Below are 6,000 nucleotides of genomic sequence, written 5' to 3'. Positions count from 1 at the left end.
GCAAAGAAAAGTAGGTGCTGCCCCGCACAGGGGCGACGCATGCAGACCGACGCGAAAACAAGGAAACGCGCAAGAGCAGGCACACCACCAAAAGCCCACGCCACCGCGTAACCGAAACCCAACACGAAACATTTCGAGGAATCAAAAAATGAAGATTGCAGTGCTGCCGGGCGACGGCATCGGTCCCGAGATCGTCAAGGAAGCCGTCAAGGTCCTCAACGCGCTCGGCGAAAAGTTCGAGCTGGAAGAAGCGCCGGTTGGCGGCGCGGGCTACGAAGCAAGCGGCCATCCGCTGCCCGAAGCCACGCTCGCGCTGGCCAAGGCCGCCGATGCGATCCTGTTCGGCGCCGTCGGCGACTGGAAATACGACTCGCTCGAACGCGCACTGCGCCCCGAACAAGCTATTCTCGGCCTGCGCAAGCACCTCGAACTGTTCGCGAATTTCCGCCCGGCCATCTGCTATCCGCAACTCACGGGCGCGTCGTCGCTGAAGCCGGAAATCGTCTCGGGCCTCGATATTCTGATCGTGCGCGAACTGAACGGCGACATCTACTTCGGTCAGCCGCGCGGTCTGCGCGAGTCGCCGGACGGTCTCTTCAAGGGCGCGCGCGAAGGCTTCGACACGATGCGTTATTCGGAACCCGAAGTGCGCCGCATCGCGCACGTCGCGTTCCAGGCCGCGCAAAAGCGCCAGAAGAAGCTGACGTCGGTCGACAAGGCCAACGTGCTCGAAACCTCGCAGTTCTGGAAGGACATCATGATCGATGTCTCGAAGGAATACCCGGAAGTCGAGCTCTCGCACATGTACGTCGACAACGCGGCCATGCAGCTCGTGAAGGCGCCGAAGGCCTTCGACGTGGTGGTCACGGGCAACATGTTCGGCGACATCCTCTCGGACGAAGCGGCCATGCTCACGGGTTCGATCGGCATGCTGCCCTCGGCCTCGCTCGACAAGAACAACAAGGGTCTGTACGAGCCGTCGCACGGTTCGGCGCCGGACATCGCGGGCAAGGGCATCGCGAATCCGCTCGCCACGATCCTCTCGGCCGCGATGATGCTGCGTTACTCGCTCGGCCGCGAAGAACAGGCGGACCGCATCGAAAACGCGGTCAAGAAGGTGCTGGAGCAGGGCTATCGCACCGCCGACATCGTCACGCCGGATTGCAAGAAGGTCGGCACGGCGGAGATGGGCGACGCGGTCCTCGCAGCGCTGTAAAGCAGAACGAAAGGGCATGCCGTCGCTGGCGTGCCCTTTTTTGTTTGATCGCTTCGTGGCGTGCATTTGAAACGTGCGCGCTACATAGCGGAAAGTGCGGTTTTTGCCGCGCAAATTAACTGTTTCGTGTATATTGTCCCGATGGCGACGATCTCCCCGATCACGACTGTTACGAACATCCACGGCGATAAAACTGCCCGTGCGATTTCGCTCGCCATCACCACGAAAACGATTACGAAAACGATCATCACGCGTTGATCGCTCGTCGTGCCCGCTCATCTTCCCCGCGCGGCCACGCCGGGCGAGCGAAGCGGGGAAGTGTCCAAATCAAGGGTTAGTCATGAACGTAGGTCTCGTAGGTTGGCGCGGCATGGTCGGCAGCGTGCTGATGCAGCGCATGCAGGAAGAACGCGATTTCGACCTGATCGAACCGGTGTTTTTCAGCACCAGCAACGCAGGCGGCGCGGCTCCGTCGTTCGCCAAAAACGAGACAAAGCTCAAGGATGCGAACAGCATCGACGAGCTCAAGAAGTGTGACGCCATCATCACCTGCCAGGGCGGCGACTACACGAACGACGTGTATCCGAAGCTGCGCGCGGCGGGCTGGACCGGTTACTGGATCGACGCGGCTTCGTCGCTGCGCATGAAGGACGACGCGGTCATCATCCTCGACCCGGTCAACCTGAACGTCATCAAGGACGCGCTCGTCAAGGGCCAGAAGGACTTCGTCGGCGGCAACTGCACGGTCAGCCTGATGCTGATGGCGCTCGGCGGCCTGTTCCGCGAGAACCTCGTCGACTGGATGACGGCCATGACCTACCAGGCCGCTTCGGGCGCGGGCGCGCAGAACATGCGCGAACTGCTCTCGCAGATGGGCGCGCTGAACGCGGCCGTCGCGACCGATCTGGCGAACCCGTCGTCGGCGATTCTCGACATCGACCGCAAGGTGCTCGCCACCATGAACAGCGACGCCATGCCCACCAGCCAGTTCGGCGTGCCGCTCGCAGGCTCGCTGATTCCGTGGATCGACAAGGATCTCGGCAACGGCATGTCGAAGGAAGAGTGGAAGGGCGGCGCGGAAACCAACAAGATTCTCGGCAAGCCCGCCATGGGCCAGCCGGGGTCGATCCCCGTCGACGGTCTGTGCGTGCGTATCGGCGCGATGCGCTGCCACTCGCAGGCGCTCACGATCAAGCTGAAGAAGGATGTGCCGCTCGACGAGATCAACGGCATCCTCGCCTCGGCCAACGACTGGGTGAAGGTCGTGCCGAACGAGCGCGAAGCGTCGATGCAGGATCTGTCGCCCGCGAAGGTCACGGGCACGCTGTCCGTGCCGGTCGGCCGCCTGCGCAAGCTGGCGATGGGCGGCGAGTATCTGTCGGCGTTCACGGTCGGCGATCAGCTCCTCTGGGGCGCCGCCGAGCCGCTGCGCCGCATGCTGCGCATTCTGCTCGACAAGTGAATCATTTAAACTACGCGGCTAATGACGCGTAGAGGGTGGAAAAAGCGCCGCGCCAGTCGCGGCGCTTTTTTATTTTCGCGGATCGGCGCTTGCGCGACGATTGCGAGCACCCGCAACACAATCCCGTTTCATCGACAGCCGCGCGAGCGGTGTGCCAGGGCAACTGATGACCGTTCGACTCGACTCTGTTTCCACTCAATTTCCGCAAGGGCGCCTGACGCTGCGCGCCGCGATCGCGGCGACGGCGTTCGCGCTGGCTGCGGCAACCGGCGCGGCGTATGCGCAAGGCGGCACGGCGACGGCTGCGGCTGGCGCTTCGGCGGCGGCGTCGGCAACGGCGGCGTCGGGCGCCTCGGCTGCTCAGGCGGCGCTGCCCGTGGTCGGCCAGTACACGGTTCATCCGGGCCAGTCGCTGCACGACGTCGCCGTGGATCTCACGCAGTCGCACGACAAGACGGTGCTCGCGCGCGCGAGTTCGGCGCTGTTCGACGCGAATCCCAACGCGTTCATGAAGCATGACCCGAGCCGCCTCAAGGTGGGCGCGGTGCTCAATGTGCCGGGTACGCCCGATATGGCGTCGGCAGGTGCTGCGTCGGGCGTGACGGCGGCTTCCGCGCCGTCGGCTGCTCCTGCTCAGGCCGCGACGGCCAGCGCACCGGCTGCCGTGACCGCGCCCGCGAGCGCGGCGGCTTCGGCTTCTGCGCCGAACACGGCGGCTGCGACCGGCGCGACCGCCGCGGCGGCCTCCGCCGTGGCGGCGGCGAACGCGGGCGCGAGCGCGGCCACCGCAGCCACCGCAGCCACCGCAGGTAATGCGGCATCGAGCGCGGCGACCGTCGCGAGTGAACCGGCAGGCGCTTCGGCGCCCGAGACGGCTTCGGCCGCGACGGCGGCATCGGCGTCGGGCGCCTCGGCGGCGCTCGCTTCGGGCGCTTCGGCCGTCGATCAGCATTCGTTCAGCGGATCGGTTCAGGCCGCATCGGCGGCTTCGGCTGCGTCGGCGCCGGTGTCGGTATCGAGTCTCCAGCAACTGCTCGCGCTCAAGAATCGCGTGCTGATGGCCTTGCAGCACGGCATCGGCAAGCCCGCGCAGGTGGCGGGCGGCGCGAACGGCGCATCGGGCGCGCACGCGCCGGCAGGCGGCGTGCAGGCCGCGCAGCAGCCCGAGGTATCGCCGATGACGCTTGGCATCGTGGCGGCGATCGTGCTCGCGTTCGTCGCGCTGCTCGTGCGCCTGCTGATGCGCAAGCGCCGCAAGCCCGCAGCGGCCGACGAAGCCCAGGCGACGACGGAAACGCCGGTCGCTCCGGCCGCACCGCTCGCAGGCACGCCCGCGCACGCCGAAGTCGACGACATGCCCGTGCTGGACGAGCCGCTGACGCCCGTGCCCGCCCCGACGGCCACCGTGGCCGCTGCCGCCGCAGGCGCGGCCGCCTACGCGCAAACCCATACCGAAGCCGAAGCGGCCCAGCCCACCCCGACGCTCGATCACGCCACCGACGTCGCGAGCCTGTCCGCCGCGGCGGAACTCGGCGGCGACGCCTTGCCGCCGACGCTGCACGACAAGCTGCACACGGAGGCCAACGGCCCCGACGCCCTGCACGAAGACCGCGCGGAGCACGGCACGCATGAGCAAGGCGTGACGCCGGGCGAACCGGAAACGCTCGCCGACGCCACCGACGCCGCGAGCTTCGCCGCCGCCTCGGAACTGGGCGCATCGGCGCTGCCGCCGGAAGGGCTGGCCGCAAACACGGCCGGTGAAACGGAGGAGCACGCGCGCCGCGCCGAGGCCGAGCTTCACGCAGCGACCGAATCCAACCAGGCCGACGAAGTCGACGAATCCGAACCCGCACCGTTCGCGCCGCACGCGCGCGAACCGCAGCCGCTTGAACTGCGCATGCCCGGCGATCCGCAGCCCGAGCCGGTCGCGCCCGCAGAACCCGTAGAACCCGCAGCTCCCGCAGTCTCTGCAGAAGAATCAATGCCCTACCAAGAAGTCCCGCAAGAGTTTCCGAAAACCGCCGTCGATGCGCTCGGCAGCATCGAAATGTCGTTGCCGCCGCGCGTCGAAGTGCCGGACGCGCCCGCCATGCCCGATTTCCCGTTCTCGACCGAACCGTCCGCCACGCCTGGCGCGACCCTCGGTCAGGCGCTGCCGTTCGGCCAGCCGCCCGCGCCGCTCGCGGGCCAGGCCATCGAAGCCGGCACGGCGGGCATCGGCTCGATCGCCGGCCTGGGCGCGCCGCGTTTCGGCACGCTCTCGCTCGATTTCGACCTGAACCTGCCGCCCGATTCCGCCGAGCCGCTGCCGGTCTTTTCGCCCGACCAGCTCGCGCGCATCGCGCGTAACAAGCTCGATCTCGCGCACGAATACATCGCGCTGGGCGACCTGTCGGGCGCGCGCGCGCTGATCAACGAAGTGATCGCGTCGAGCGACGCCGCCACGCGCGCCGATGCGCAGGCGCTGCTGTCGACGCTTTCGCCGCTGTCCTGACGCCTGCCGCATGCGTATCGCCTTAGGTATCCAGTACGACGGCGCCGCGTTCTGCGGCTGGCAATCGCAGCCGCACGGCAAGACCGTGCAGGACGCGCTCGAACGCGCGCTGCGCGAGTTCGCCACGGTGCCGCTGTCCACGGTGGTTGCGGGCCGCACCGACACGGGCGTGCACGGGCTCGGCCAGGTCGTGCATTTCGACACCGAGCTCGACCGCACCGATTTTTCGTGGGTGCGCGGCACCAACGCGTTCCTGCCGTCGACGGTCGCGGTGCAGTGGGCCAAGCCCATGTCCGACGACTTTCACGCGCGTTTCGCGGCCTTCGAGCGCACGTATTACTACGTGCTCTACGTGCATCCGGTGCGCTCGCCGATGCTGGCGGGCCGCTCCGGCTGGATCCACACGCCGCTCGACGTCGATGCGATGCGCGAGGCGGCCCAATGCCTGATCGGCGAGCATGACTTTTCGGCGTTCCGTTCGTCGGAATGCCAGTCGAAGACGCCGGTCAAGCACCTGTACCAGATCGACATCCGGCCGCAGGGCGATTTCATCCACTTTCGCTTCCGGGCCAACGCCTTCCTGCATCACATGGTGCGCAACCTGATGGGTTGCCTCGTGGCGGTGGGGCGCGGGCGCTATCCGGCGTCGTGGATGGCCGAGGTGCTGGCGGGGCTCGACCGTGGCAAGGCCGCGCCGACTTTCATGCCCGACGGCCTCTATCTCGCCCAGGTAGGCTATCCTGACGAGTTCGCGGTACCCGCGCCGCATACGGCGAGCGTGCCGTGGAGCGCGATCTGGGACGATCCGGCCTGACGCGTTTCGACGCT

General features: G+C 67.2%; 4 protein-coding genes. All 4 read left to right on the top strand.

Going from position 1 to position 6,000, the window contains the following annotated elements:
• Nucleotides 1-148: 148 nt before the first annotated feature.
• Nucleotides 149-1,216 carry a 3-isopropylmalate dehydrogenase gene (gene leuB / locus LDO54_RS19595; protein WP_224012341.1) on the top strand — a complete coding sequence of 356 codons (1,068 nt, stop codon included), beginning with the start codon at nucleotides 149-151 and terminating at the stop codon, nucleotides 1,214-1,216.
• A 340-nt stretch (nucleotides 1,217-1,556) separates the two neighbouring features.
• Entirely contained in the window at nucleotides 1,557-2,678 is a 1,122-nt protein-coding gene (gene asd / locus LDO54_RS19590) for an aspartate-semialdehyde dehydrogenase (protein WP_224012340.1), read from the top strand.
• Nucleotides 2,679-2,844: 166 nt separating this feature from the next.
• A complete protein-coding gene (locus LDO54_RS19585) occupies nucleotides 2,845-5,172 on the top strand; it encodes a FimV/HubP family polar landmark protein (RefSeq protein WP_224012339.1) in 2,328 nt (775 codons plus the stop codon).
• A gap of 10 nt (nucleotides 5,173-5,182) precedes the next feature.
• Nucleotides 5,183-5,986 (top strand): tRNA pseudouridine(38-40) synthase TruA, encoded by an 804-nt coding sequence (truA, locus tag LDO54_RS19580; protein ID WP_224012338.1) that lies wholly within the window; start codon nucleotides 5,183-5,185, stop codon nucleotides 5,984-5,986.
• Nucleotides 5,987-6,000: the final 14 nt, after the last annotated feature.

Source organism: Paraburkholderia tropica (assembly GCF_914484835.1).
Classification (GTDB): domain Bacteria; phylum Pseudomonadota; class Gammaproteobacteria; order Burkholderiales; family Burkholderiaceae; genus Paraburkholderia; species Paraburkholderia tropica_A.
This window is presented reverse-complemented; position numbering and strand designations above follow the sequence as displayed.

What these genes read in the sequence shown, in the direction of transcription:
- leuB (WP_224012341.1), top strand. Translation starts at nt 149, where the DNA reads ATGAAGATTGCAGTGCTGCCGGGCGACGGCATCGGTCCCGAGATCGTC.
- asd (WP_224012340.1), top strand. Translation starts at nt 1,557, where the DNA reads ATGAACGTAGGTCTCGTAGGTTGGCGCGGCATGGTCGGCAGCGTGCTG.
- LDO54_RS19585 (WP_224012339.1), top strand. Translation starts at nt 2,845, where the DNA reads ATGACCGTTCGACTCGACTCTGTTTCCACTCAATTTCCGCAAGGGCGC.
- truA (WP_224012338.1), top strand. Translation starts at nt 5,183, where the DNA reads ATGCGTATCGCCTTAGGTATCCAGTACGACGGCGCCGCGTTCTGCGGC.